The sequence below is a fragment of the Streptomyces sp. CO7 genome, assembly GCF_053474865.1.
Window position 1 is genome coordinate 726,165 of the sequence record NZ_JBRIOU010000002.1, and the last position, 2,575, is coordinate 728,739.

At 72.6% G+C, this 2,575-nt stretch carries 2 protein-coding genes; both read left to right on the plus strand.

Features of this window, described 5'->3' with window-relative positions:
* A partial coding sequence (locus ACOV8S_RS05285) for an LLM class flavin-dependent oxidoreductase (RefSeq protein ID WP_448316353.1) occupies positions 1-1,196 on the plus strand: 1,196 nt, incomplete at its 5' end.
* 21 nt (positions 1,197-1,217) lie between these two features.
* Positions 1,218-2,575: NtaA/DmoA family FMN-dependent monooxygenase (locus tag ACOV8S_RS05290; protein ID WP_448316354.1), on the plus strand; the 1,358-nt coding region annotated here is incomplete at its 3' end.

Here is a 2,575-nt window from a genome sequence, read left to right on the forward strand (position 1 = left end):
AACCCCTGCACCTCGCCGTCGCCCTGGACGGCGCGGGCTGGCACCCCGCCGCCTGGCGGGAACCGGAGGCCGCCCCCCACCGGCTCCTCAGCCCTCGTTACTGGGCGGAACTGGTGACCGAGGCCGAACGGGGGCTGCTCGACTTCGTCACCCTCGAGGACGGGCTCGCGCAGCAGTCCTCGCACCCCACCCGCAGGGACGACCGCACCGATCAGGTGCGCGGCCGGCTCGACGCCGTGCTGACCGCCGCCCGCGTGGCGCCGCTGACCCGCCACATAGGGCTGGTCCCGACCGTGGTGGCGACCCACACGGAGCCGTTCCACATCTCCAAGGCGATTGCCACCCTCGACCATGTGAGCGGCGGACGGGCGGGCGTCCGCGTGAAGGTGTCCGCCCGTCTCGACGAGACGGCGCACTTCGGCCGCCGGGACATCCCGCCCCTGGAGCTGCCGGCAGGCCCCGGCACCGCCGGGCCCGACGGGGTCGTCGAGGAACTCTTCGACGAGGCCGCCGACCACGTCGAGGTGACGCGCAGGCTCTGGGACAGCTGGGAGGACGACGCGGAGATCCGTGACGTCGCCACCGGCCGCTTCATCGACCGGGACAAGGTGCACTACATCGACTTCCGCGGACGCCACTTCAGCGTCAAGGGTCCTTCCATCACCCCCCGTCCGCCCCAGGGACAACCCCTGGTGACCGCCCTCGCCCACGCCACCGCGCCCTACCGGCTGGTGGCCCGCTCCGCCGACATCGGCTACGTCACCCCGCACGACGTGGACGACGCCCGCGGCATCGTCGGCGAGATCCGCGCCGAGCAGGCGGCCGCAGGACGGGAGGGCGAACCCCTTCACGTCTTCGGCGATCTCGTGGTCTTCCTCGACGAGACCCCGGCACGGGCGGCCGCCCGCCGCGACCGGCTCGACGACCTGGCCGGCGAGGAGTACACCTCCGACGCCGAGATCTTCACCGGCACCCCCGCCCAGCTCGCCGACCTGCTGCTGCACTGGCGCGAGGGCGGCCTCGGCGGCTACCGGCTGCGCCCCGCGGTCGCCGCACACGACCTGCCCGCCATCACCCGCGGCCTGGTCCCCGAGCTGCGCGGCCGCAACGTCTTCCGCCGCGCCTACGAGGCCGGCACCCTGCGCGGGCTGCTCGGACTCGCCCGCCCCGCCAGCCGTTACGCGTCCACCGCCTGACCCGGAAGGAGACCGCCCACCATGAGCGCCACAGGCCGGGCAGGCACCGCCCGCAAGCAGATCCACCTCGCCGCGCACTTCCCGGGAGTCAACAACACGACCGTATGGAGCGACCCGGCATCCGGCAGCCAGATCGACTTCAGTTCGTTCGTCCACTTCGCGCGCACCGCCGAACGCGCCAAGTTCGACTTCCTGTTCCTCGCCGAGGGGCTGCGCCTGCGCGAGCACGGCGGCCACATCTACGACCTCGACGTCGTCGGCCGTCCGGACACCTTCACCGTGCTGGCCGCCCTCGCCGCCGTCACCGAGCGGATCGGTCTGACCGGCACCATCAACTCCACCTTCAACGAGCCCTACGAGGTGGCGCGGCAGTTCGCGAGCCTGGACCACCTCACCGACGGCCGCGCGGCATGGAACGTGGTCACCTCCTGGGACGCCTTCACCGGGGAGAACTTCCGCCGCGGCGGCTTCCTGCCGGAGTCCCGCAGGTACGCCCGTGCCAAGGAGTTCCTCGCCACCGCCACCGAGCTCTTCGACTCCTGGCGCGGGGACGAGATCATCGCCGACCAGGAGACCGGCCGGTTCCTGCGGGAGCCCGGGGCGGGCGCCTTCGCCCACAAGGGCGAGGAGTTCACCATCGAGGGACGGTTCGACGTCCCCCGCAGCCCTCAGGGCCGACCGGTGATCTTCCAGGCCGGGGACTCCGAGGAAGGCCGTGAGTTCGCCGCCTCCTCCGCCGACGCCATCTTCAGCCGCTACGGCACGCTCGAGGAGGGCAAGGCCTTCTACGCGGACGTCAAACGCCGCCTCGCCCGGTACGGGCGCACCCCCGAGGAACTGCTGATCCTCCCGTCCGCCACCTTCGTGCTCGGCGACACCGACGAGGAGGCCGCCGAACTCGCCCACCAGGTGCGCCGGCAGCAGGTCAGCGGCGCCACCGCGCTGCGCCACCTGGAGTTCGTCTGGAACCGCGACCTGTCCGGCCACGACCCGGACGGTCCGCTGCCGGACGTCGATCCCGTCGTCGGCGAGCACACGGTGGCCCGCGGGCGGGCCCAGGTGAGGATGTACCGCGACCCGCTCGCCACCGCGCGTGCATGGCGGGAGCTGGCCGAGGCGAACAACTGGTCCATCCGGGACCTGGTGATCCACACCGGTAACCGGCAGACCTTCGTCGGTTCCCCGGAGACCGTGGCCCGCACCCTGGACGAGTTCGTCCAGGCGGACGCCGCCGACGGGTTCATCCTGGTGCCGCACCTGGTCCCCGGCGGCCTCGACGTCTTCGCCGACACGGTGGTGCCGCTGCTGCAGGAACGCGGCGTCTTCCGCACCGAGTACGAGGGGACCACCCTGCGCGACCACCTCGGCCTCGCCCACCC